This window comes from Rahnella sp. EDr1-12 (genome assembly GCF_049206505.1).
Taxonomy (GTDB): Bacteria; Pseudomonadota; Gammaproteobacteria; order Enterobacterales; family Enterobacteriaceae; genus Rahnella; species Rahnella rivi.
Map to the genome: position 1 here is coordinate 1 of NZ_JBLZNY010000009.1, position 24,651 is coordinate 24,651.

The 24,651-nt window shown below is 51.4% G+C and carries 20 protein-coding genes; 12 read left to right on the top strand and 8 right to left on the bottom strand.

The annotated features are described in order from the left end of the window. Positions 1 to 152: 152 nt before the first annotated feature. On the bottom strand, positions 153 to 683 hold the full coding sequence (gene mobB, locus ACO0U8_RS22365) for a molybdopterin-guanine dinucleotide biosynthesis protein MobB (RefSeq protein WP_217203050.1): 531 nt from the start codon (positions 681 to 683) through the stop codon (positions 153 to 155). Further along, the gene (mobA, locus tag ACO0U8_RS22370) at positions 680 to 1,255 is read right to left on the bottom strand and encodes a molybdenum cofactor guanylyltransferase MobA (RefSeq protein WP_217203049.1); all 576 of its coding nucleotides are present in this window, start codon (positions 1,253 to 1,255) and stop codon (positions 680 to 682) included. Before mobA ends, mobB begins: the two co-directional genes overlap by 4 nt. A gap of 151 nt (positions 1,256 to 1,406) precedes the next feature. Here mobA and ACO0U8_RS22375 point away from each other — a divergent pair, with 151 nt between their 5' ends. The 4 genes from ACO0U8_RS22375 (at position 1,407) to polA (ending at position 6,619) form a co-directional block, all read left to right on the top strand. Next, positions 1,407 to 1,676, top strand: coding sequence for a YihD family protein (locus ACO0U8_RS22375; protein ID WP_122097113.1), 270 nt, complete (start codon positions 1,407 to 1,409; stop codon positions 1,674 to 1,676). 92 nt (positions 1,677 to 1,768) lie between these two features. Continuing rightward, a complete protein-coding gene (locus ACO0U8_RS22380; protein WP_056777627.1) occupies positions 1,769 to 2,755 on the top strand; it encodes a serine/threonine protein kinase in 987 nt (328 codons plus the stop codon). A gap of 46 nt (positions 2,756 to 2,801) precedes the next feature. Further along, positions 2,802 to 3,425 (top strand): thiol:disulfide interchange protein DsbA, encoded by a 624-nt coding sequence (dsbA, locus tag ACO0U8_RS22385; RefSeq protein WP_056777623.1) that lies wholly within the window; start codon positions 2,802 to 2,804, stop codon positions 3,423 to 3,425. A gap of 389 nt (positions 3,426 to 3,814) precedes the next feature. Further along, positions 3,815 to 6,619: a DNA polymerase I gene (polA, locus tag ACO0U8_RS22390; protein WP_421671651.1), complete on the top strand. Its 2,805-nt coding sequence runs from the start codon at positions 3,815 to 3,817 to the stop codon at positions 6,617 to 6,619. Positions 6,620 to 7,001: 382 nt separating this feature from the next. Here polA and yihA read toward each other — a convergent pair whose 3' ends face one another. Next, positions 7,002 to 7,646 (bottom strand): ribosome biogenesis GTP-binding protein YihA/YsxC, encoded by a 645-nt coding sequence (gene yihA, locus ACO0U8_RS22395; RefSeq protein WP_056777618.1) that lies wholly within the window; start codon positions 7,644 to 7,646, stop codon positions 7,002 to 7,004. A 586-nt stretch (positions 7,647 to 8,232) separates the two neighbouring features. On the opposite strand from yihA, the gene yihI reads away from it, so the two are divergent. Both yihI and hemN read left to right on the top strand, forming a co-directional pair. Next, positions 8,233 to 8,790 carry a Der GTPase-activating protein YihI gene (yihI, locus tag ACO0U8_RS22400; RefSeq protein ID WP_136375025.1) on the top strand — a complete coding sequence of 186 codons (558 nt, stop codon included), beginning with the start codon at positions 8,233 to 8,235 and terminating at the stop codon, positions 8,788 to 8,790. Between the two features lie 186 nt (positions 8,791 to 8,976). Continuing rightward, positions 8,977 to 10,350 carry an oxygen-independent coproporphyrinogen III oxidase gene (gene hemN / locus ACO0U8_RS22405; protein ID WP_421671652.1) on the top strand — a complete coding sequence of 458 codons (1,374 nt, stop codon included), beginning with the start codon at positions 8,977 to 8,979 and terminating at the stop codon, positions 10,348 to 10,350. Positions 10,351 to 10,438: 88 nt separating this feature from the next. On the opposite strand, the gene glnG is transcribed toward hemN, so the two are convergent. The 3 genes from glnG to glnA all read right to left on the bottom strand — a co-directional run bounded on the left by glnG (position 10,439) and on the right by glnA (position 14,561). Continuing rightward, positions 10,439 to 11,851, bottom strand: a complete 1,413-nt coding sequence (gene glnG, locus ACO0U8_RS22410; protein WP_056777602.1) for a nitrogen regulation protein NR(I) — start codon at positions 11,849 to 11,851, stop codon at positions 10,439 to 10,441. Positions 11,852 to 11,858: 7 nt separating this feature from the next. Next, positions 11,859 to 12,908 carry a nitrogen regulation protein NR(II) gene (glnL, locus tag ACO0U8_RS22415; protein ID WP_056777597.1) on the bottom strand — a complete coding sequence of 350 codons (1,050 nt, stop codon included), beginning with the start codon at positions 12,906 to 12,908 and terminating at the stop codon, positions 11,859 to 11,861. Positions 12,909 to 13,151: 243 nt separating this feature from the next. Beyond that, a complete protein-coding gene (gene glnA, locus ACO0U8_RS22420) occupies positions 13,152 to 14,561 on the bottom strand; it encodes a glutamate--ammonia ligase (RefSeq protein WP_056777594.1) in 1,410 nt (469 codons plus the stop codon). 456 nt (positions 14,562 to 15,017) lie between these two features. Between glnA and typA the strand changes: the two genes are divergently transcribed. From typA to fabY, 5 genes are all read left to right on the top strand, one after another. After that, on the top strand, positions 15,018 to 16,841 hold the full coding sequence (gene typA / locus ACO0U8_RS22425) for a ribosome-dependent GTPase TypA (protein ID WP_056777589.1): 1,824 nt from the start codon (positions 15,018 to 15,020) through the stop codon (positions 16,839 to 16,841). Positions 16,842 to 17,004: 163 nt separating this feature from the next. Beyond that, positions 17,005 to 17,592, top strand: coding sequence for a glucose-1-phosphatase (gene yihX / locus ACO0U8_RS22430; RefSeq protein WP_122097108.1), 588 nt, complete (start codon positions 17,005 to 17,007; stop codon positions 17,590 to 17,592). 11 nt (positions 17,593 to 17,603) lie between these two features. After that, the gene (locus ACO0U8_RS22435) at positions 17,604 to 18,473 is read left to right on the top strand and encodes a virulence factor BrkB family protein (protein WP_056777582.1); all 870 of its coding nucleotides are present in this window, start codon (positions 17,604 to 17,606) and stop codon (positions 18,471 to 18,473) included. Positions 18,474 to 18,491: 18 nt separating this feature from the next. Then, positions 18,492 to 18,929 carry a D-aminoacyl-tRNA deacylase gene (gene dtd / locus ACO0U8_RS22440; RefSeq protein WP_421671653.1) on the top strand — a complete coding sequence of 146 codons (438 nt, stop codon included), beginning with the start codon at positions 18,492 to 18,494 and terminating at the stop codon, positions 18,927 to 18,929. Positions 18,930 to 18,963: 34 nt separating this feature from the next. Next, positions 18,964 to 19,896, top strand: a complete 933-nt coding sequence (fabY, locus tag ACO0U8_RS22445) for a fatty acid biosynthesis protein FabY (RefSeq protein WP_056777576.1) — start codon at positions 18,964 to 18,966, stop codon at positions 19,894 to 19,896. A gap of 66 nt (positions 19,897 to 19,962) precedes the next feature. Here the strand turns inward: fabY and ACO0U8_RS22450 are convergent, their stop codons facing one another. Together ACO0U8_RS22450 and ACO0U8_RS22455 are read right to left on the bottom strand one after the other, a co-directional pair. After that, the gene (locus ACO0U8_RS22450) at positions 19,963 to 21,654 is read right to left on the bottom strand and encodes an AsmA family protein (RefSeq protein ID WP_421671654.1); all 1,692 of its coding nucleotides are present in this window, start codon (positions 21,652 to 21,654) and stop codon (positions 19,963 to 19,965) included. A 150-nt stretch (positions 21,655 to 21,804) separates the two neighbouring features. Beyond that, positions 21,805 to 23,199, bottom strand: coding sequence for a nucleobase:cation symporter-2 family protein (locus tag ACO0U8_RS22455; RefSeq protein WP_421671655.1), 1,395 nt, complete (start codon positions 23,197 to 23,199; stop codon positions 21,805 to 21,807). 238 nt (positions 23,200 to 23,437) lie between these two features. Here ACO0U8_RS22455 and gltS point away from each other — a divergent pair, with 238 nt between their 5' ends. Beyond that, entirely contained in the window at positions 23,438 to 24,649 is a 1,212-nt protein-coding gene (gene gltS / locus ACO0U8_RS22460) for a sodium/glutamate symporter (RefSeq protein ID WP_421671656.1), read from the top strand. Positions 24,650 to 24,651 lie beyond the last annotated feature (2 nt).

Genomic DNA, 24,651 nt, shown 5'->3' on the forward strand with positions numbered 1-24,651 from the left:
CAGAAGTGAAACGCCGTAGCGCCGATGGTAGTGTGGGGTCTCCCCATGCGAGAGTAGGGAACTGCCAGGCATCAAACAAGTGGAAAGCCCTGTACTGACGTACAGGGCTTTTTGCTATGTGGAATTTAGGGAAAGCAGGAAAGTAAAACCTGCTAATTAGCTTGTTTTTCCAGCCATTCGACAATAAAACACTCTATTTCTTCGATCTTATTGAGATCCAGCACCCTGATTGATTCCAAATTCAGAGCCGGTAATTGATTGCTGGCAACCGCAATGACATAAGAATCAATCAACTGCTCTAAATGCATGCCGCTTTCTTCCCTGTACAACACAATTTTATCTATCCTCTCGTGTTTGAATCCCTCAACCAAAATCATATCGAGACTTTTACTGTCGAAACGTGTCGCAAGGTACCTGAGATCAAGAGGTTCCTGATGCGCTGTCTCTGTCATTAATGCCCATCTGTCACTGCTTGCGACCATAGTTTGATCTGCGCCAGCCTTTCTCAGTTCGAAGCTGTCTTTTCCTGGCGTATCAACGTCAACGTCGTGATGAGTGTGTTTGATAAGGCCTACACGAATGCCTCGTTGGCGAAGATGCGGAATGAGTTGTTTCAATAATGTCGTTTTGCCCGTGCCACTGTAAGCCACTATTCCGAGCAGTGGTATTTCACGATTGTTCATCGTGATTCGCTCTGCCAACGCAAAACATCTTGCGGGCAATTGAGGTTGGAAAAATCTGCAGCATGATTAAACATAACTGATTTGGCACCGACGTTATGGAAGAAGATCATGAGCTTACGGTCGCCATTTTCAAGATAGGATTTCAAGGCTGGAATAAGATTGCGGTTGAGCAGGCAAAGTGTCGGATGCTCCCGTTCCGGATCTCGTGCATAGAGGGCCTGACAGCCTGATAACTCGGACAAAAACGTTTCGGCTAAGTTAATGGGGAATCCCGGGACGTCACAAGGTACGAACAGCACCCATTCTGTCTGACTTACCGTTAAAGCGGCCAGCATACCGGCAAGTGGACCGGAGAAATCCTGTGTGAGGTCTGGGACAGTCTGAAATTTTTTGCCGTAGCGATCCGCATTTTGGTTACAACTGATCAGTATATTACCCACCTGTGGAGAGAGCCTGTCAGCTATGATTTCGAACAAAGGCTGACCTTTTACCTCAACCAATCCCTTATCCTCCCCCATCCTGCTCGAGCGTCCGCCCGCTAAAATAACGCCGGTAATGCTGCTGCGATCCATAATATTCACCTGCCAAAATCTTTGTATTCCGGCCATTGTAACGTCAAATTTTCAACGCAAGCAGATTTAACTTTGTCATGTCAGCTTGTCCTTCCCCTGAAGAAATAACCCTGTTATTTTTAGGGACTCAACAAATAAAGGAAGAAACCTCATGAAAGAACATCGCGTCAATGAGCTGATTGAATTACTGCACCCAGCCTGGAAAGAAGACAGTGATCTTAACCTGATGGAGTTTATCCAGAAGCTGGCGGGTGAATGCGGTTATCAGGGCCCATTGGCGGAACTGAGTGATGACACATTGATTTATCACCTGAAAATGCGTGGAACAGAAAGCTCTGCGGAAATTCCCGGTCTGAAGAAAGACTATGAGGATGACTTTAAAACGGCGCTTCTGCGAGCCCGTGGTGTGATTAAAGATTGATGTAAACTTATGTGAACTTCATGCGAACCACGAAAAATAGGTGATACTATTTCCCATTATCATTTTTCTGTGCGGCCAATCCGAATGAAGTTATGAATAGTTCAGCTTTCAATTTTCAGGCATTGTCGCCGGATCTTATCCTTGATGCACTCGAGAGTGTCGGTCTGCGCGCAGAGTCCGGGCTCACTGCATTAAACAGCTATGAAAATCGGGTATATCAGTTTCTCTGTGAAGACAGAAAACGCTATGTGGTGAAGTTCTATCGTCCGGAACGCTGGAGTGAGGAACAGATCCATGAAGAGCATCTTTTTTCACATGATATGTCCGAAGCTGAAATACCGGCCGTTGCCCCGCTTTCTATCAATGAAAATACGTTGCATCACCATCAGGGTTACATGTTTACCGTGTTTCCCAGCGTAGGTGGTCGGCAGTATGAAATAGATAACCTTGATCAGCTTGAGTGGGTTGGGCGTTTCCTGGGACGTATTCATCAGGTGGGCAGTGAGAGCCTTTTTACTGCTCGTCCGACAATGGGGCTGGATGAATATCTCGTACAGCCGCGTGAAGTTCTCGCACAATGCCCTCTGATCCCGAAGAGTCTGCGCGAGCCTTTCTTGCTGGCGACAGATAATCTGATCAATACCACACAAACATATTGGCATACGGACTGGAAACCTTTGCGTTTGCACGGCGATTGCCACCCGGGGAACATTCTCTGGCGTGATGGGCCGCTGTTTGTCGATATGGATGATGCCCGCAATGGCCCGGCGATACAGGATCTCTGGATGTTGTTGCACGGGGATCAAAGTGAGCAGCGCCTTCAGCTGGATGTATTGCTCGAAGCGTATGAAGAATTCGCCGATTTTGACTCTCGCGAGCTGGCACTCATTGAACCGCTGCGCGCGATGCGCATGGTTTATTATCTGGCCTGGGTCGCGCGCCGCTGGGAAGACCCTGCATTCCCTAAAAGTTTTCCGTGGATGACGGATGAAGACTTTTGGCGAGGCCAGATTGCTGCTTTTAACGAGCAAATTAAGAAACTAAAGGCACCTCCTTTGCAGTTGATGCCAATGTATTAAGTCACGTTTAATGTTCGAAGTTTAATTAATTGGAGATAGGCTTTATATGAAAAAGATATTCCTGGCACTGGTTGGTATGGTTATGGCCTTCAGTGTGTCTGCGGCACAATTTTCTGATGGTGCACAGTACGTTACTTTAGATAAAACCGTTGCTAATGAGCCGCAGGTACTCGAGTTCTTCTCATTTTATTGCCCGCACTGTTATCAATTTGAACAAGTTTGGCATGTGTCTGACAGCATCCGTAAGAACCTGCCAAAAGACGTTAAATACACCAAATACCATGTGGAATTCCTGGGCCCGTTAGGTAAGCAATTAACTCAGGCATGGGCTGTGGCAATCGCGTTGGGCGTTGAAGATAAAGTCAGCCCACTGATGTTTGATGCCGTACAAAAACAACAGTCCGTTCAGAATGCCGATGATATCCGCAAAGTCTTTATTCAGGCTGGCGTGAAAGGCGAAGATTACGATGCCGCACTGAATAGTTTTGTGGTGAAATCTCTCGTCGTACAGCAGGAAAAAGCCGCCGCTGATTTAGGCCTGCAAGGTGTCCCATCTGTATTTGTGAATGGCAAATATATGGTTAAAAATGATGGCCTTGATACCAGCTCAATGGATATGTATGTCAAACAATATTCAGATGTTATCAATTTCCTAGCCACCAAAAAATAAGATATCGTCTTCTCAATGCCAGCCATTCGGCTGGCATTATATCCTTTCGAATTTACGGCCTGGCCAAATAAAAAATCTGAAATATAATTGATTTTATTTGTATGATGTCGTCTCACAAATATTACTATCCACAATAGCTATTAAGCTTCTATTACATGAATGTTTCATGAAAAAATCAGATAACCTGATGAAAGCAGTGAGTAAAATGGTAAATTTTTTTCTCAATACATCTCATTAATAATTTCTCATCAAAACTATTCACAAAGTTATCCACAGGAAGATCCTTCGAGATCCCCCGCATTATCGCAATGAATTTCCCTCGTAAGGTTCGTCTTTCTCGCTGGCTATGGCATCCTTAGCGTATGTCTGATCACGAATAAAGAAGAGTTATGGCCCAGATAGCAGAAAACCCATTGATACTGGTAGACGGTTCGTCCTACCTCTACCGCGCTTACCATGCGTTCCCCCCGCTGACAAACTCTGTGGGTGAGCCAACCGGCGCGATGTACGGCGTGCTTAACATGTTGCGTAGCTTATTGCTGCAATACACCCCAAGCCACGTTGCTGTGGTGTTTGACGCGAAAGGCAAAACCTTCCGTGATGAGCTCTTTGATCAGTACAAATCTCACCGCCCGCCAATGCCTGACGATCTCCGTTCGCAGATTGAACCATTGCACCAGATGGTTAAAGCCATGGGGCTGCCATTACTGGTGGTATCTGGCGTGGAAGCGGACGACGTGATTGGCACACTGGCTCTCGAAGCTGAAAAGGCCGGACATGCGGTACTGATCAGCACCGGTGATAAAGACATGGCGCAATTGGTCACGCCCGGCGTGACGCTGATTAATACCATGAACAATGCGATCCTTGGGCCGGATGAAGTCGTTGAAAAATACGGCGTCCCTCCTGAACTGATCATCGATTTCCTGGCATTGATGGGTGACTCCTCGGACAACATCCCCGGTGTTCCCGGCGTGGGTGAGAAAACGGCGCAGGCGCTGTTGCAAGGCATCGGTGGTCTTGATGCGCTGTATGCCGATCTCGATAAAATTTCTACATTGAGTTTCCGTGGTTCCAAAACCATGGCTGCTAAACTTGCCGACAATAAAGACGTTGCTTATCTCTCCTATAAACTGGCGACCATCAAAACTGACGTTGAGCTGGACGTCACATGCGCTGAGCTGACCGTTAATGAGCCGAATGCAGATGAACTTCATCAGCTCTTTGGTCGTTATGAGTTCAAGCGCTGGCTGGCAGATGTTGAATCGGGTACCTGGTTGAGCGGTAAAAAGTCAGCGGCAAAAGCGACGACATCCGGTAAGAAAGGTGCCGCAGCTGAAGAGACGCTGGCTTCAGAACCCGTCGAGCGTAATCAGCTAACACAGGACGGTTATGTCACCATTCTGGATCAGGCAACGCTTGATGAATGGATTGGCTACCTGAAAGCTTCTGATGTTTTCGCGTTTGATACGGAAACGGATGGCCTGGATACGCTGACAGCGAATCTGATTGGTTTATCTTTTGCAACGCAAGCGGGTAAAGCGGCGTATCTTCCCGTGGCCCACGACTATCTTGACGCGCCGGTGCAATTAGATCGCGCTGACGTTCTGAAACAGCTCAAGCCTTTACTGGAAGATGAAAAGCAGCTGAAAGTCGGACAAAATCTGAAGTTCGACCGCGGTATTCTGTTGCGTTATGACATTGAGATGAAAGGGATCGCGTTCGATACCATGCTTGAGTCATACGTACTCGACAGTGTGTCAGGCCGTCATGATATGGACAGTCTTGCGGATCGTTATCTCGGCCATAAAACGGTCGGTTTTGAAGAGATCGCCGGAAAGGGTAAAAACCAGCTCACCTTCAACCAGATCGCTCTTGAACAAGCCGCCCCGTATGCAGCGGAAGATGCTGACGTCACCTTGCAGTTGCACCAGACGTTGTGGCCGCGCATCCAGGAAAGCGAATCGCTGAAGAAAGTCTTCACCGATATTGAGATGCCGCTGGTCCCTGTTCTGTCGCATATCGAACGCACCGGCGTTCTGATCGACCAGAACATTTTAGCCGCGCACTCTAAAGAGCTGGCCATCCGCCTGAATGAATTGGAAACCAGGGCGCATGAACTGGCCGAAGAGCCTTTCAACTTGTCCTCGACCAAGCAGCTGCAGGCCATTCTGTATGAAAAACAGAAATTGCCGATTCTGAAGAAAACACCGGGTGGCGCGCCTTCGACGAACGAAGAAGTGTTAGCTGAACTGGCGCTGGATTACCCATTGCCAAAAGTCATTCTGGAATATCGCGGCCTGGCGAAGCTCAAATCGACTTATACCGACAAACTGCCGTTGATGATCAACCCTCAGTCTGGACGTGTACACACGTCTTACCATCAGGCTGTGACGGCCACCGGGCGTCTGTCTTCCAGTGATCCAAACCTGCAAAACATTCCGGTGCGTAACGACGAAGGCCGACGTATTCGTCAGGCGTTTATCGCTCCGAAAGATTACTGCATTCTCGCTGCCGACTACTCGCAAATCGAACTTAGGATCATGGCGCATCTGTCGAAAGATGCAGGTTTGCTGACAGCATTTGCCGAAGGAAAAGATATCCACCGGGCGACAGCTGCTGAAGTCTTCGGTACGCCGCTGGAAAGTGTGACCGGCGAGCAACGCCGCAGCGCGAAGGCGATTAACTTCGGGCTGATCTACGGTATGAGCGCGTTCGGTCTTTCCCGTCAGCTGAACATTCCGCGTAAAGAGTCCCAGCGTTATATGGATTTGTATTTTGAGCGCTATCCGGGCGTGCTCGAATACATGGAACGTACCCGCACGCAGGCTTCTGAACAGGGCTACGTTGAAACGCTGGATGGTCGCAGGCTGTATCTGCCGGACATTAAGTCCAGCAACGCAATGCGCCGTAAAGGTGCCGAGCGTGCCGCGATCAACGCCCCGATGCAGGGAACTGCGGCTGATATTATCAAACGCGCCATGATAAGCGTCGGTGACTGGCTGAAACAGCCGGATGCTCCGCGCGCCCGCATTATCATGCAGGTACATGATGAACTGGTCTTTGAAGTGCACAATGACGACGTTGCGGCAGCCAGTGAGAAAATTCGTAGCCTGATGGAAGCGAGCATGGAACTGGCCGTTCCATTGAAAGTGGATGTCGGTACGGGTGAGAACTGGGATCAGGCTCACTAAGTGAATAGTTATTAAGCTTTTATTGTAATTAAGCTACAGGATTATGGCCTCAGACCATGAAGGTGATCGCATAATCCGCAGTTTTTGTGTAAGTAAACTACAAAAAGTTCTTTTTCCCCGTCATGAAATAGGGTAAAGTTCCTCTTGTAGGGTACAGAGGTAAGATGTTCTATCTTTCAGACCTTTTACTTCACGTAATCGGATTTGGCTGAATATTTTAGCCGCCCCAGGCATTTATGTCTGGGGCGTTTTTTATTGTGCTTTTCACTGCGTTATCCCGCATTTTTTGGGGTTTGGGCAGCCATGTTAAAAAAAGCACATAAAAAAACGGGCGACCTGCAGGCCACCCGTCATGTTCTTTACTTACGATCCTGCCTGCGACTTACTCGCCTGACAATTCGTCTTCCACTACTTCTGGCGGGATTTCATTAAACCAGGTGTTCAGTTTATCACTGAGTTTATCCACACCCATTTTTTTGGGTGAAGAGAACGCTTCAACCTGAATGTCCCCCATAAATTCTTTCACTGCTTCGCGTACCATTTTGATCTGCGCCTGACGTGCGCCCGAAGCCAGTTTATCGGCCTTAGTCAGCAGCAGCATCACCGGCGTACCGACATCCACGGCCCACTGAATCATTTGCTGATCGAGATCTTTCAGCGGGTGACGGATATCCATCAGCACGACCAGCCCTTTCAGCGAATTACGCATTTGCAGATACTCACCCAGTGAGCGCTGCCATTTGCGTTTCATCTCTTCCGGAACCTGGGCATAGCCATAACCCGGAAGGTCGACCAGACGAATACCTGGCTCCACCTCAAACAGGTTAATTAATTGCGTACGACCAGGGGTTTTACTGATACGTGCCAGGCTTTTCTGCTGGGTCAGCGTATTCAATGCACTGGATTTGCCGGCGTTTGAGCGACCAGCAAATGCGACTTCAATGCCTGCGTCACTCGGCAGATGCCGGATATCCGGGGCGCTCATGACGAAATGGGTCATATGATAGTTGTAAGTTTGGCTGGTCAAAACGTGCGTCTCCGTGAGGCTTGTGTATCTGGCTGACTGGAGATTATAACTGCAACAGCGCCGCGATACGTTCAGTGTTTTTTACAATCCGAATGATGATGCGAAGGGACCACAGAGATGAAGGCGGGGGAAAATGGCCTTCATGATGTAAGACATTTGCTATTCATAATGCGGGTTATTTCGCTAATTAAGTCGCCGTATATTTTAATTCACTTTAAATTCAATTCGATAACATCAGAGCATCGGCTGAAGACGTGAGACGGCAGGGCGGTATCTTGAGCCTTTGCGGCGATAGGGTAAAGTCTTTCTTACGCGATGAAGGCAAGAATGGAAACACGGATGATTTACGCCTTCAGGGAATACTGGAAATGCATGGCGCTTTAAGGATGAACGGGGCCGGAAGCCCTGAAAGGCAAAGGAAAAACCGGGACGTTGAGGCTATACAGGGAAAGTGTTTGTTGAATATCCTTCGCAGGAAGGAAAGAAAAAGGCAGCAAGGTCCACTTGCTGCCTTTTTTCTTTGGTCGCTTTCTGCTAGATTCCGCCGCAAATCTATACTAAATGTACACACCTAAGAGCAGAATCCATGAAACAGCCAGCGAAAGCCCCGCGCGCCAATACCGCGACAGCCAAACCGAAGAGAAAAAAGAATCGCGTCGAGCTCGATATTGAAGCGCGCGAACGCAAACGTGACAACCGCCGCCGCGGCCGTAAGGCTGGTTCCCGTGCGAACCCGGATGCCAACCAAAATCAAAGTGGTGCAGCCGCGAAGAAAACCGATCCGCGCATTGGCAGTAAAAAAGCCGTGCCCCTGATCGTTGAAACCGTCATGAACAATGCACCTAAAGCGAAGAAAGCGGCGCAGCCAGTGCAAGATGCAAAACCAAAAATGACCCCTGAAGAAGAACTGACATTACTGGAAAATGATCAACGTCTGGATGCTTTGCTGGATCTTATCGATGACGGTAAAGCCCTGAGCGCTGAAGATCAGGCTTATGTTGATCAGACTCTGGATCGCATCGACGTTCTGATGGAACTGCTGGGTATCGAACTTGGCGATGATGAAGATGACGAAGAAGAAGAAGAAAAGAACGAAGACATGATGCAGTTGCTCAAGCGCGGGAATCCAAAAGAAGGTTTCTAAGCCATGAGCTGGGTCATTCCGGCAATAGCCTTACTCTTTGCATGTTATCTGCTTTGGTTATTCGGTAAACTACGACGGTTATCGAAAACCAAAGCACGTTTGCGCAGAGCGACCTTTGCACGGCAGGCCAACAGCCTGCCGGTAAGGCGAACCGGCAGCATCCGACGCCGGAAGGAGTGAGTCACCATGTCAGAACAGACAACCGTTTGGGATTTAGCGCTGATCCAGAAGTACAACTACTCTGGCCCGCGGTACACATCCTACCCAACCGCACTTGAATTCAGCGAAAGCTACAACGATGCAGCCTTTGAAAAAGCCGCTGCCCGTTATCCGGATCGTTCCCTCTCGTTGTATGTCCACATTCCTTTCTGTCATAAGCTCTGCTACTTCTGCGGCTGCAATAAACTGGTCACCCGCCAGCAGCATAAAGCCGAAGAATATCTGAATGTGCTCGAGAAAGAGATCCGCCACCGTGCGCCGCTCTTTAAGGGCCGTCACGTGAGTCAGCTCCATTGGGGCGGTGGTACTCCCACTTATCTCAACAAAGCCCAGATAAGCCGTCTGATGAGCCTTCTGCGTCAACATTTTACTGTCCTGCCTGATGCTGAGATGTCGCTGGAGATTGATCCGCGCGAAATCGAGCTGGATGTGCTGGACCATCTGCGCAACGAAGGCTTCAATCGCCTGAGCATGGGCGTGCAGGATTTCAACAAAGAAGTGCAGCGTCTGGTTAACCGCGAGCAGGATGAAGAGTTCATCTTTGCGCTGATTGAACGCGCCAGGGCGCTCGGTTTCAACTCAACCAATATCGATCTGATCTACGGTTTGCCAAAACAAACCGCCGAAAGTTTTGCTTATACCCTGCAACGTGTGGCGGCGCTCAATCCGGACCGTCTCAGCGTATTCAACTACGCTCACATGCCGAAGCTGTTCGCGGCACAACGCAAAATCAAAGATGCCGACTTACCCGGTGCTGAAGAGAAACTGAAAATCCTGCAGGAAACCATAAGTTCACTGACGGCGTCCGGTTACCGGTTTATCGGGATGGATCACTTTGCGCGCCCTGATGACGAACTGGCGATTGCTCAGCGCGAAGGCAAACTACACCGTAATTTCCAGGGATATACCACGCAGGGCGACAGCGATTTACTGGGTATGGGCGTGTCGGCCATCAGCATGTTGGGCGACACCTACGCGCAGAACGAGAAAGACCTCAAAACGTATTACGCCAGAGTTGAAGAGCAGGGGAACGCACTGTGGCGCGGTCTGGAAATGACCGATGACGACTGTCTGCGCCGCGATGTTATTAAATCGCTGATCTGCCATTTCGAGCTGAGTTTCGCTGATATCGAACAGCGTTATGCTATCCGCTTTACCGATTATTTTGCCGACGATCTGGCGCTGCTGACGCCGCTTGCGGAAGACGGGCTTGTCGAGGTAAGTGCGACACACATTCAGGTCACGCCGCGCGGACGTTTGCTGATCCGTAATATCTGCATGTGTTTTGATATTTATCTGCGCCGGCAGGTACGCCAGCAGCAATTCTCCCGCGTTATCTGATTCTTCGCTGCAAATCTATTCGCATCAATGCAAAACAAAGCAAAACAGCCGCATGAGCGGCTGTTTTGCTGTCTGGCGCTGGAAAGGATTATTCCATGCCCAGTTCTTTTAGTTTGCGGGTGAGGGTGTTTCGTCCCCAGCCCAGCAACCGTGCAGCTTCCTGTTTATGCCCCTGAGTATGGCGCAACGCCGTAGTCAGTAATGTCCGCTCCATTTCAGGTTGTGCTTCCGACAGCAGGTTTTGATGACCGGAGCGCAGTGCGCGATCCGCCCACTGTGCCAGCAGCGTTGCCCAGCTGTCCGGCAAACTCTGTCCGCCTGCTTCCGGCGCAGAAGTCTCAAACAATTCACTCGGCAAATCCTGAATCAGAACTTCCTGGCCCGCCGCCATCACCGTCAGCCAGCGACAAGTGTTTTCCAGCTGGCGCACGTTACCTTGCCACGGCAGGCGTGTCAGCGCCGTTTCGGTTTCCGGATGCAGATTTTTTGCTTCCACGCCCAGTTCTTTTGCCGCCACTTGCAGGAAGTAACGCGCCAGACGCGGAATGTCTTCACGACGTTCACGCAGCGGTGGCAGATGGACGCGGATAACGTTCAGGCGATGGAATAAATCCTCACGGAATTTTCCTTCCTGAACCCTAAGCTCCAGATTCTGGTGGGTCGCCGCAATGATTCGCACGTCCACTTTCACTGGTGCATAGCCGCCTACGCGGTAGAACTGACCGTCTGCCAGCACGCGCAGAAGACGGGTTTGCACATCGAGCGGCATATCACCGATTTCATCCAGGAACAGCGTGCCATTGTCGGCCTGCTCGAAACGCCCCTGACGAACGGTATTCGCTCCGGTAAATGCCCCTTTTTCGTGGCCGAACAGTTCGGACTCGATCAGGTCTTTCGGGATTGCCGCCATATTCAGCGCGATAAAAGGCGCTTTAGCGCGAGGACTGTGACGATGCAAGGCATGAGCCACCAGCTCTTTACCGGTACCGGATTCGCCATTAATCAGCACGCTGATTGAAGAGCGGGACAAACGGCCGATGATGCGGAACACGTCCTGCATGGCTGGCGCTTCGCCAATAATGTCAGCTGTCGGGCCGCTGGCTGGCTGAGTTCGGGCCGGTTGTTGTTGTTCCTGATAATGACTGATGGCGCGCTCTACCAGCGCCACGGCCTCGTCAATGTCGAACGGTTTTGGCAGATAATCAAACGCGCCTTGCTGATAGGCGCTGACCGCAGCATCCAGATCGGAATGGGCTGTCATTATGATGACCGGAAGCATCGGATGGCGTTGTTTAATCTGCTTAAGCAGCGCTAAACCGTCCATCCCAGGCATGCGGATATCGGATAACAACACGTCAGGGGTTTGAGTCGCAATGGCTTCCAGCACTTCATTACCGCTGTCAAACGTGGTGCAGGTTAAACCGGCTCCAGTGAGCGCACGTTCAAGAACCCAGCGGATGGAGCTATCGTCATCGACGATCCAGACTATCCCTCGTTGCATAAGAACCTCACTGGCGAATAGGCAGGAAAACCGAGAATTCGGTATGACCTGGCCAACTGTTAAATTCAACTTTACCCGAATGCTGATCAATCAAACTGCGCGCGATGGACAGGCCCAAACCGGTGCCCCCCTCGCGGCCACTGACCATGGGGTAAAAAAGGGTGTCCTGCAAATGGCCCGGTACGCCGGGGCCGTCATCTTCAATATCGATGCGGGCCGCCAGACGATAACGCACACCATGTAACGTGATCTGGAAGGCAGTGCGCGTACGCAGTGTAATTGTGCCGCCTTCCTCCCCGAGTGCCTGCAGGGCATTGCGGGTGATGTTTAACAAAATCTGTTCTATCTGATCGGGGTCGTGCGCCAGTTCCGGCAGGCTTGGGTCATAGTCCCTCACCAGTTGAACGTTATCTGGCTTTTCCATCGATACCAGCTGACACACACGCTCTGCAACCTGATGAATACTTTGCGTAACGTGCTGGCTTGGGCGCTGTGGCCCGAGCAAACGGTCGACCAGATTACGCAGGCGGTCTGCCTGCTCAATAATGACTTTGGTGTATTCCAGCAGCGCCGGATCGGGGAGCGCTCTTGAAAGTAACTGCGCTGCACCACGCAAACCGCCGAGCGGGTTTTTAATTTCATGTGCCAGACCGCGGATCAAATCACGCGCGGCAACCTGTTGAGCGTGCTGCAATTGTTCCTGGCTCAGCTTACGCTGATTATCCATCGGAGCCAGTTCGACCAAAATGAAGCCTTCCGGCAGCATCTGCGCGGTCAGTGACAACACGTGCGCGCGGCCATCCACGACCAGAGTCACTTCGCTGTCTGTAAAGCCCTGTCCGGCAGTCAGACTTTCACGCATCAACTCGATATTCAGGGAAAAATATCCCACCAGCTCAGGCAACGGTGTGCCAAAAAGTTTGCGGGAACTTTGCGCCAGTAATTGCTGAGCCGCCGGATTGGCGTAATGCACAGCCAAATCGTCGTCCAATAACAGAACGCTGTTGATTAAGGAATTCAGGATCTGCCCAGCATCGGGCAGTTTGCCAGTTGCCATACCGCAGTCTCCCGCACCTGATCGGTGCATTTTATCTCGTTACCCGGCGAAATCACGGGGCTGAGGGGTTAAGCAGGAAAGAGTGTGGAGAAAAAAGCCCATCCGGAGATGGGCTGAAAGTTTCCACGGCAACAAATTAAATCGTCTGACTTGATTTTGACGCTGAAGGTTTTCTCACTACCGGGCCTTCAGTCGGGTATTACGCTCAGCGTCCGTCCTGAAGACGAACGCTGAGTTAAAGGCTTAAACGCTGTAATACAGTTCGAATTCAACCGGATGCGGAGTCATACGCACGCGGTCCATTTCTTCTTTACGCAGATCGATATACGCTTCGATAGCGTCGTCAGTGAACACGCCGCCACGGGTCAGGAACTCGCGGTCTTCGTTCAGTGCGTTCAGCGCTTCTTCCAGTGAACCTGCAACTTTTGGAATTTCTGCTTCTTCTTCCGGTGGCAGGTCATACAGGTTTTTGTCCATCGCATCGCCAGGGTGGATCTTGTTGATGATGCCGTCCAGGCCAGCCATCATCAGTGCTGCGAACGCCAGGTATGGGTTAGCCGCTGGATCAGGGAAACGCGCTTCGATACGCATCGCTTTAGGGCTTGATACGTGTGGAATACGGATAGAGGCAGAACGGTTACGCGCAGAGTAAGCCAGCATAACTGGCGCTTCGTAGCCCGGGACCAAACGCTTGTAGGAGTTGGTTGTCGGGTTAGCGTAGGCGTTGATTGCTTTAGCGTGCTTGATGATACCGCCGATGTAGAACAGTGCCATTTCAGACAGGCCGCCGTATTTGTCGCCAGCGAACAGGTTGTTACCGTTCTTGGACAAAGACATGTGGCAGTGCATACCGGAACCGTTATCGCCAAACATTGGTTTTGGCATGAAGGTCGCTGTTTTGCCAAATGCGTGAGCCACGTTGTGCACCACGTATTTGTAGATTTGGATTTCGTCCGCTTTTTTGGTCAGGGTGTTGAAGCGGGTTGCCACTTCGTTCTGGCCAGCAGTTGCCACTTCGTGGTGGTGAGCTTCAACAACCAGACCCATTTCTTCCATGGTCAGACACATGGTAGAACGCAGATCCTGTGAGGAGTCGACCGGAGGAACCGGGAAGTAACCGCCTTTCACTGCAGGACGGTGGCCTTTGTTGCCGCCTTCGTATTTGGTGCTGGAGTTCCATGCGCCTTCGATATCATCGATAGCGACGTGGGAACCGGAGATGCTGCTGCCGAAGCGCACATCATCAAACAGGAAGAATTCTGGCTCTGGCCCGAACAGTACGGTGTCCGCGATACCGGAAGAGCGCAGGAAATCTTCTGCACGTTTTGCGGTAGAACGTGGGTCACGGTCATAACCTTGCAGCGTTGTCGGCTCAAGGATGTCGCAACGGATGATCAGCGTGGTTTCTTCATAGAATGGGTCAAGAACAGCAGTGCTGGCATCTGGCATCAGAACCATGTCAGATTCGTTAATGCCTTTCCAGCCACCGATTGAAGAGCCATCAAACATTTTGCCTTCTTCGAAGAAGTCAGCGCTAACCTGGTGTGCAGGAATGGTGACGTGCTGTTCTTTGCCTTTGGTATCAGTGAAACGCAAATCTACGAATTTCACTTCATGCTCATTCAGCATCGTCAAAACGTGTTCAGCGGACATACTAGTTCTCCCGAATTTCTCATTATCGTCGTGGAACGAATAACCATTTTTGGTCTTTAGTTGGAAATAACAGCTTTACTTGAACTGGCGTGTAGCCTAAACCGCACTATCATTTGTCTGGTCAGACTCTTTTCACCCTGTAAAAACTTTTTACCCTAAAAACTATTAGCGAAAAGTGTGCCAACTTTGAGAAAATCCAAACAGCGCCATTTTACAGGGCTCTTGCACTCAATAAGTATGCACCATAACGGAGTTAATGCACTACAATGGTGCTAATCGTGAGATGCAAGGCACCAAAAAGGTGCGTCATATTGGTTCAGTGTTCTTTTTGCACCGTGAAAGGGATCACAAAGTAACCATCCTTAAGTTGTTTCAACAAGATCCTTGTGATCTTGTTTAGAACCTCGCTTAATACGTGTACAATAGCGCGCTATTTCTAATGCCTGAGGCAAAGCTGTGATCGAAAATTTGCGTAACATCGCCATTATTGCCCACGTTGACCATGGTAAAACCACCCTGGTCGACAAGCTGCTGCAACAATCCGGTACTTTCGGAGAGCGTGTAGAAGCCACTGAACGCGTAATGGACTCCAACGATTTGGAGAAAGAGCGTGGGATTACCATCCTCGCAAAAAACACCGCCATTAATTGGAAAGACTACCGCATCAACATCGTGGATACCCCAGGACACGCCGATTTCGGCGGTGAGGTTGAGCGTGTGATGTCAATGGTCGACTCGGTGCTGCTGGTTGTGGATGCAATGGATGGCCCAATGCCGCAAACCCGTTTCGTGACCAAAAAAGCATTCGCTAATGGTCTGAAACCGATCGTGGTAATCAACAAGGTTGACCGCCCTGGCGCGCGTCCTGACTGGGTTGTTGATCAGGTCTTCGACCTGTTCGTAAACCTGGACGCAACCGACGAACAACTCGATTTCCCAATCATCTATGCATCAGCACTGATGGGTATCGCGGGTAACGACCATAACGATATGGCCGAAGACATGACCCCGTTGTACCAGGCGATCGTTGACCACGTATCTCCGCCACAAGTTGAGATGGATGCACCGTTCCAGATGCAAATCTCTCAGCTGGACTACAACAACTATGTTGGCGTCATCGGCATCGGCCGCATCAAACGCGGTACCGTTAAGCCAAACCAACAAATCACTGTCATCGACAGCGAAGGCAAAACCCGTAACGGTAAAGTCGGTAAAGTTCTGACCCACATGGGTCTTGAGCGTATCGAAGCCACCGTTGCTGAAGCGGGCGACATCATCGCGATCACTGGCCTTGGTGAACTGAACATCTCCGACACAATCTGTGATCCGGCGAATGTTGAAGCTCTGCCAGCGCTGAGCGTTGATGAACCAACCGTAACCATGTATTTCTGCGTAAACACCTCTCCGTTCTGTGGTAAAGAAGGCAAGTATGTGACTTCACGTCAGATCCTTGATCGTCTGAACAAAGAACTGGTGCACAACGTGGCACTGCGTGTTGACGAAACTGAAGATGCTGATGCATTCCGTGTTTCAGGCCGTGGTGAACTTCACCTGTCGGTTCTGATCGAAAACATGCGTCGTGAAGGTTTCGAGCTGGCGGTTTCCCGTCCTAAAGTAATCAACCGTAAAATCGATGGCCGCATGCAAGAGCCATTCGAGAACGTGACACTGGATATCGAAGAGCAACACCAGGGTTCTGTTATGCAGGCCATGGGTGAGCGTAAAGGCGATGTCAAAGACATGATCCCAGACGGTAAAGGTCGTATCCGTCTTGATTACCTGATCCCTGCACGTGGCCTGATCGGCTTCCGTACTGAATTCATGACCATGACTTCAGGCACCGGTCTGCTGTACTCCACGTTCAGCCACTACGATGACGTTCGTCAGGGCGAAATCGGCCAGCGTCAGAACGGCGTGCTGATTTCTAACGGTCAGGGTAAAGCAGTTGCGTTCGCACTGTACAGCCTGCAAGACCGCGGTAAATTGTTCCTGGGCCACGGCGCAGAAGTGTATGAAGGCCAGATCATCGGTATTCACTCACGTTCTAACGACCTGACTGTGAACTGTCTGACCGGTAAGAAACTGACCAACATGCGTGCGTCCGGTACTGACGAAGCAACGACTCTGGTTCCTGCAATCAAAATGTCTCTGGAGCAAGCTCTGGAATTCATCGATGATGACGAACTGGTCGAAGTGACTCCTCAGTCTGTGCGTATTCGTAAACGTCACCTGACCGAGAACGATCGTAAACGTGCAATGCGTGGTCCTAAAGAAGCGTAATCTTCTTTCACGTACGCCGTTACACAGAAACAGGGTGCCTTTGGTACCCTGTTTTTTTTATGTTTTTTTTCTGCTCCTGCGTAACATCCCCTCCTTCTGTCACTGTTCACCTGTACGTTTTACCGCTAAAGTTAACAGTCATCTTTGAAATCAGGAGCGTGCAATGCTGTACATTTTTGATATGGGAAACGTCATTATTGATATTGATTTCAAACGTGTCCTTGGCGTCTGGAGCAATTTCAGCGGAACACCGCTTGCCACGCTGACCGAGCGATTCTCGATGGGAGAAGCCTTCCAAAAGCATGAGCGGGGAGAAATTAGCGACGAAGACTTTGCCGCCGAGCTTTGTCATGAGATGGGTATCGCGCTGAGTTTCGAACAATTCAGTTTGGGCTGGCAGTCAGTCTTTGTTGGATTGCGGCCTGAAGTGATCGAAATCTTTAAATCGCTGCGTGAGAAAGGGCATCGCGTAGTGGTGTTGTCCAACACTAACCGTTTGCACCTCGATTTCTGGCCGCATAACTACCCGGAAATAGAAGCCAATACTGACGCCATCTATCTCTCGCAAAACATTGGTATGCGTAAGCCTGAACCGGGTATTTTCCAGCATGTTCTGGAACAGGAAGGCGTTACAGCGGGCGACGCTGTGTTCTTCGATGACGTGAAAGAGAATATCGAGGCAGCGCGGGAGGCTGGCATCGAATCCGTGTGGGTGGAAGATAACCAGACAGTACCGAAGTACTTTTCCTGAAGGATGCTCAAATGCAGAAAAGGGCGCTGAGCCACTACCTGAAATCATGCTGGAAATTTACGCGTCTGCTTCTGCGGCGTTCAGATAAGGATGGCCTGACGCTTCTGGCGGGCCATTTAGCCTATGTTTCCTTACTTTCGCTTGTGCCACTGATTGCGGTGGTCTTCTCACTGTTTGCCTTATTCCCGGTCTTTTCGGATATCAGTGCGCAGCTAAAGACCTTTATTTTTTCAAACTTTATGCCGGCGACCGGCAACACCATTCAGCGCTATCTCGAACAGTTTGTGGCGAACTCCAGCAAAATGACTGCCGTAGGCACCTGTGGCTTAATCGTCACGGCGCTGCTTTTGATAGCCTCGGTAGACAGCGTGCTGAACAAAATTTGGGACAGCAAAACCAAGCGCCCGATCGTGTTCTCTTTTGCGGTTTACTGGATGGTGCTGACGCTCGGGCCGATCCTGCTGGTTGCCAGTGTGGCGATCAGCTCCTATTTGCTCTCGCTGAACTGGCTGAACATCAGTGGCGTCCATTCGGTGATCGACCATGCCCTGCGCATTCTGCCCTTGCTGATCTCGTGGATATCCTTCTGGCTGCTGTATCAGGTGGTGCCCACGGTCCGGGTTCCGGCCAAAGATGCGATGATTGGCGCGCTCTTTTCCGGTGCGCTGTTTGAATTGAGTAAGAAAATCTTTGCCTTATACATCCAGCTTTTCCCGTCATATCAACTGATTTATGGCGTACTGGCTGTGATCCCGATTTTATTTCTTTGGGTCTATGTCAGCTGGTGTATCGTGCTTTTGGGCGCGGAAATTACCGTCACGCTCGGCGAGTTTCGTTCCCTGAGAAAATTGCAGTCTGCTCAAGATGTAGCAGCAGAATAATCAGTCTGAAGGATTTATATGATTGCGTTAATTCAGCGGGTTTTGAATGCCAGCGTCACTATTGATGGCGAGGTCTGCGGCGAGATCGGGCCGGGACTGTTGGTCTTGCTGGGTGTTGAACAGGGCGATGATGAGCAAAAAGCCAGGCGCCTTTGTGAACGGGTGATCGGGTACCGGATATTCGGTGACGAAAACGACAAAATGAATCTCAACGTTCAGCAGGCGGGCGGAAGTTTGCTGGTCGTGTCGCAGTTTACGCTGGCGGCAGACACCTCAAAGGGTATGCGCCCCGGTTTTTCCCGCGGCGCAGAGCCGCAGGAAGCCGACCGCTTATATCAGTATTTCTGCGGGCAGTGCCGTGAAGAAGGCATCGCGACCGAAACCGGGCGCTTTGCTGCGGACATGAAAGTGGCGCTGGTGAACGACGGGCCGGTGACCTTCTGGCTACACGTCTGATCGAAAAGGCATAAACGCCGGAGAGAAAGCATCTATGTATCATCTGAGAGTACCGACGACCGAAAAAGAGCTGGCCGCCTATTACCGATTCCGCTGGGAAATGCTGCGCAAGCCGTTGCATCAGCCCGAAGGTTCAGAGCGTGATGCGTATGATTCCATCGCGCATCATCAGATGGTCGTTGATGAGCAGGGCGAACCGGTCGCAGTAGGCCGTTTATATATCAATGCCGACAACGAGGCCTCTATCCGCTTCCTGGCGGTTGACCCGGAAGTGCAGGATAAAGGGCTGGGAACGCTGGTTGCGATGACCCTGGAGTCTGTGGCGCGTCAGGAAGGCGTTAAACGCGTGGTGTGTAGCGCCCGTGAAGATGCGGTCGAGTTCTTTGCCAAGCTCGGGTTTGTGAATCAGGGCGAAATTACCACGCCGCAAACCACGCCGGTGCGCCATTTCCTGATGATCAAACCGGTTGAAACGCTGGATGACATTCTCCATCGACCCGACTGGTGCGGGCAACTGCAACAAGCCTGGTACGATCACATCCCGCTCAGTGAAAAAATGGGCGTGCGCATCAGTCAGTACACCGGCCAGAGATTTGTGACGACGATGCCAGAGAACGGTAATCAGAACCCGCACCACACGTTGTTTGCGGGCAGTTTGTTCTCGCTGGCAACGCTGACCGGCTGGGGGCTGATTTGGCTGCTGTTGCGCGAACGTCATCTGGGCGGGACCATCGTGCTGGCGGATGCACACATCCGCTACAGTTCACCGGTGACCGGCAGACCGCGTGCGGTGGCTGATCTCGGTTCCGTCAGCGGCGATCTGGACAGACTGGCGCGTGGACGCAAAGCCCGCGTGCAGCTCGAAGTGAATTTGTACGGCGATGAAGCCGAAGGTGCCGTGTTTGAAGGGACTTATCTGGTACTGCCCGCCGCGCCCGGTGCACCGCTGGAACCGGAAATCAACTGAGTTTTCGGGCACAAAAAAGGCACCGCGATGGCGGTGCCTTTTTCTTATCAGTGCCGCAACCATACCCTATGGCGTCGCAGACCCATTCACCAGCCCGTTGACCATCTTCTGATCGATGACCTGACCTCCGGTGGCGTTAACCTGAAGTGTGCCGTTCAGCGTCGGTTTATAATCCACGCCGGCAGGCATTTTTCCTTGCAGGTTGAGCTGCATATTCGCGTTACCGTCGAGGGCCAGATGCGGCCAGCCCCAGTTTTCCAACTGATTAATGGGTACGGCGCGGCCAGTCACTTTTACTGAGAACTGGCGCTGCGGTTGCTGATCCACGGTCCCGGTCGCTTCCAGCAGCCCTTCCTTGGTGAAAGCACTCAGCTCTGAAATAGTCACCTGACGGTCGTTGGCTTCCAGCATGATGGAAGGGCGACGCACATCATTTCGGTTGAACGTGGCTTCGCTGGCGTTCAGATTGAGTTTTCCGTCCCACATTCCCCACTGGTGATTACGTGCCAGCAGCAGATTATTGCCGAGGCCGTCGAGCGACGTCAGCTGGAAAGGAAACTGCGGATTGATATCGATAATCAGGTTCCGGTTGGCAATAAACCGGCCCACCGAGATTTCTGCCAGTGAATCCGGCAGCGGCTGAAGCCAGAGCTGTTTCCAGTTTTGCGGCAACGTGTATTCCAGCCCGGCGATGGAAAACTCATCGAGTTGCAGCCGCTTATTCGCCCGCAGCCAGTTACCTGTGGTCCGCAGTAAACTGCGCTCCCAGCGCGCGGTGGCCTGCTTGATCGAAATGCCCTGAGGCGACAGGTCGAGATTAATGATCGGATCCTGAATGTGCAGATTGCCGTTAATCATGTCAGTCGCGTTCAGCGTGATCTCACCGTCATCACTTTGCCAGTCGCCTTTTTCCAGCGTCACATCCTCAACGGAAAGATCCACATCGCTGAATGCCCAGTCAGTGCCTTGCAGACGGGCGTCGATCAGGTCCATCCGCTGAATGGTGACTTTTGGCAGGGTCTGGAAATCATCGAAAAATGCAGAAAGTGATTTTGAGGTTTGCAGGCGTACATTGCTCAGACGCAGATTTTCGATATTCCAGCTGCCGTCCGCCGCCTGGCTGGCCTTACCCGTAAGCTGGCCCCGCGCCAGATCGCCGCCGAAATTCGCGAGCGTCAGGTTTTTATTGTTCAGGTTACCCTGAATCAGGACGTGTTCGGCTGGCAGCCCGTTGACGGTCAGCGTCGCGGCACTCAGCTGGAAATCGGCTTTATCGCCCAGCAGCTGGTGTGGTTTCGGTTGCCACGGTGAAATACCGGCGTTGATTTGCTGGCCCTGAATCTCCAGTCCCGCCGCGTTACCGGTCAGCGCCATTTTACTCAGCTGAAGTGTGTTCGCCTGCAACGGTAAATTCATGGCGGAAGGACTGACGTTCAGGCGGCCATCAACCAGAACCACGCGGTCGAAAAAGCGCGGTTCTGTTATCTGACGCCAGCTCAAATCCAGATCAACTTCGCCAGCACTGAGCGTCTCAGGCTGATTTTTTTGTCCGAAAATGACATGGGTTAGCGTAATTCGTCCTGGCGTGGACCAGTCATGATCTATTTTTTCGACGGCGAACCGGTAATCACTGTTATCCGTGACCCAGCTGCTGACCCTGCCAGCGGCCCAGCGGGTTTGTAATAGGACGTAAACCAGCACAATCGCCAGTACCAGAAGCAGAACGAACGTCAGCAAAATTTTACCGATAAATTTCATCGTCTGGGGCCTGTAGCGTGAATTAGGGATAAAGGTTCTCTGTTTATGCCGTAAACAGCGAAATTTCTCAACAGCTTAGCAGACTGGAGACAATAAAAAGCGGCAGGGGTTCCAGACTCCCTGCCGCGGTGACATTCATCTTAATGTCGGTTATGACTTTTCGTGAGGGAAAACCAGATTCAGAACAATCGCCGTAATCCCGCCTGCGGCAATCCCGGAGGACAACAGCGTCTTAATCCAGTCTGGTGCAAACTGCAGGATCAGCGGCTGCTGAGAAACGCCCATGCCGACGGCCAGAGACAGCGCCATGATCATGATCGCGCGGCGGTTCAGGCGTTCACGAGACACTATGCGTACCCCGGACGCGGCAATGGTGCCAAACATCACGATAGTCGCGCCACCCAGAACCGGCTCTGGAATGTGTTGTACGAATCCGGCGACCGCAGGGAAAAGCCCCAGTACGATCAGCATCAGCGCCACCACAAAACCTACGTAACGGCTGGCAACGCCGGTCAGCTGAATCACGCCATTGTTTTGTCCGAAACAGGAATTCGGGAATGTATTAAATACCGCCGAAAGCATCGAGTTCAGACCGTTTGCCAGTACGCCGCCCTTAATTCGTTTCATGTACAGCGGTCCGCTGACCGGCTGCTCTGACACGTCAGATGTGGCAGTGATATCCCCGATGGTTTCCAGCGACGTGACCATAAAGATTAGCATCAGCGGGATCAGCAGATTCCAGTCAATTCCCAGTCCGTAGTACAGCGGCGTCGGGAAGGTGATCCAGCTGGTTTGCGTCGCTGGCGCAACAGTCGGCAGCATTCCCATCATCCACGCCGCCAGATAGCCCACCGCCATCGCGATGACCAGTGAAGCGACCCGCAGGTACGGGTTACGCTGGCGGTTCAGCAGAATAATGACCACCAGAACAACCGCAGCCAGCATCAGATTTTTCGGTGCGCCAAAGGTGTGGTCGCTCATTGCGGCGTATCCGCCACCAATCGAGGTCAGCCCCACCTGAATTAACGACAGACCGATAATCATCACCACAATCCCGGAAACCAGCGGGGTGATCACACGGCGCGCCAGATGCAGGAAGCGGGACAGAATGATCTCAGTACAGGACGCCAGCATCAGCGTACCGAACAGAGCGGCCATCATGGTCGGCACATCCGCGCCACCATTTTTCAGCGCCAGTCCACCCATAATCAACGGAGACACAAAGTTAAAACTTGTTCCCTGAATCGAGAGTAAGCCCGAACCCACCGGCCCCCAGGTTTTAATCTGCAAAATGGACGCCAGACCAGAGGCAAACAGCGACATGCTGATGATGTGCTGGGTGTCCTGCGCGGGTAATCCCAGCGCCTGGCAAATCAATAATGCCGGAGTAATGACCGCAACAAACATCGCCAGCAAATGCTGGCAGGCGGCAAATAGTGTCTGCGGGAGCGGCGGCCGGTCTTCGAGCCGGTAAATCAGTTCACTTTTGGGCGGGCGGGAGAGTTCAGGTTGCTGTGTTTCTTGTTCTGAGGTTTGCGTACTCATGTTGTGGCATTCCAATAAGCGGCAAAGCGGGCATTTTTATTGAAAATGACCACAAAAGCAATCGTTTGCTTATGGCAATTTAAAACCATGTATTTGAGTTAAGTTGGCTTATATGCGCTGTTTTTCTTGCCTGATGCCGGTTTTATGACTTCTAATTCAGTTTCTGGGAAAAAAGAAATTACTGATATTCATATAATTAGATGATTTTATTGGATTTAATACAAAATGGAGTTCTTTAATGATTCAGCTCGATACCTACGGCACGCTGGTGGCTGCCACGCTGGTTCTCCTTTTAGGACGCAAATGCGTCCAGTCGGTCAAACTTCTCAAGAAATACACCATTCCTGAACCCGTTGCGGGCGGTTTACTGGTTGCCGTGATGCTCCTGCTAGCCAACCGGGTCATGGGCTGGGAAATCGGATTTAATATCTCGTTAAAAGAACCCCTGATGCTGGCATTTTTCGCGACCATCGGCCTTAACGCCAATCTGGCCAGCCTCCGTTCAGGGGGGAAGAACCTGATGCTGCTGATATTTGTTGTCGTCGGATTGCTGTTGCTGCAGAACGTCATCGGCATAGGAATGGCAAAAATGCTGGGTATGGACCCGCTGATGGGCCTTCTGGCCGGTTCTATCACGCTTTCCGGCGGACATGGCACCGGCGCTGCCTGGAGCAAGGTTTTCGTCGAACGCTATGGTTTCGAAAGCGCGACCGAAGTGGCAATGGCCTGCGCGACCTTCGGATTGGTGCTCGGCGGTATTATTGGCGGGCCGGTTGCCCGCTATCTGGTCAGTCACTCTTCCACACCGAACGGTTCTCAGGATGACGCGGCCGATCCCAGCGCATTTGAAAAACCGTCCATTGGCCGCATGATCACGCCACTGGTGCTGGTGGAAACTATCGCGCTGATTGCCATCTGCCTTACCGCTGGCAGCCATATTTCGTTATTGCTGCAGGGGTCTGCCTTTGAAATCCCGACCTTTGTTTGCGTCCTGTTTGTCGGCGTGATCCTCAGCAATCTTCTGGCGTGGCTGGGTTTTTATCGCGTCTTCGATCGTGCAGTGTCCGTGCTCGGTAATGTCAGTTTGTCGTTGTTCCTGGCAATGGCCCTGATGAGCCTGAAACTGTGGGAAATGGCGTCGCTGGCGTTACCGATGATGGCAATTCTGCTGGTGCAAACTGTTGCGATGGCGCTTTACGCCATTTTTGTCACTTACCGGGTCATGGGCAAAAATTATGATGCCGCCGTTCTGGCGGCAGGGCATTGTGGGTTTGGCCTGGGCGCCACGCCGACGGCGATTGCCAATATGCAGGCAATCACTAATCAGTTTGGCCCTTCGCACCTGGCTTTTCTGGTTGTCCCTATGGTGGGGGCGTTCTTCCTGGATATCGCCAATGCCATCGTCATTAAGCTGTTCCTGATGTTGCCTGTCTTCCCGGCGATTCTGTAAAA